A 610-nucleotide genomic window follows, 5' to 3' on the forward strand; every position below is an offset into this window, starting at 1 on the left:
TCTGGGTCAAAATACGTTGCTGTAAGTTAAAAGTTAATACGCCTTAAATGCATCAGCTTGCTTTGACGATGTAGTTAAAGGCAATGTTTTTGGGGCGCATTTCCGTTGTGCTTCCCTGGGCCCAGTAAGGCATACCGCTGTGATGCCCTTTCAGCCATCCCCCACGCTCATGATAGACACCGGATTGATCGGCCTGATAACTCAGGAGATGTCTGTTCCGATCTCCATCCAGCCCACGTCCGTTGTCCCAGCCACGGATAAAAACACCGCGCAAATCCGGCAGCTTACACCCGGGATAAGCACGGGCAAGCTGAGGATACCGGGAACATGAAAATGACTGCCCGTTCATCACCAGGTAGCCTTGTGGAGGGGTGGCTGATGGCCACGGTATAGGGCTTCCGACAGGGTAGGATTCAAAACCTGCCCACATACCGGATTGGCACGAAAGTATGGCCCCTGTACTGGTGCGGCCTACAAGTCCGTCCGGTGCACACTTTGTGCCTGCCGTAGCTGTTTTATCAAGCTGTAAATACTCCCCGGTTGAAAGACGACCGTCAGACCGGACTGTACCACCACTGACTTTTCCGCCTTTGATTTCCCCGGTGGTTGT

At 53.0% G+C, this 610-nt stretch carries 1 protein-coding gene; it reads right to left on the bottom strand.

All coding sequences use genetic code 11. The features are described from left to right. Nucleotides 1-52: 52 nt before the first annotated feature. Nucleotides 53-610: phage tail protein (pilV, locus tag E0D98_RS25500; protein ID WP_131891490.1), on the bottom strand; the 558-nt coding region annotated here is incomplete at its 5' end.

Source organism: Escherichia sp. KCJ4928 (assembly GCF_004352695.1).
Classification (GTDB): domain Bacteria; phylum Pseudomonadota; class Gammaproteobacteria; order Enterobacterales; family Enterobacteriaceae; genus ECMA0423.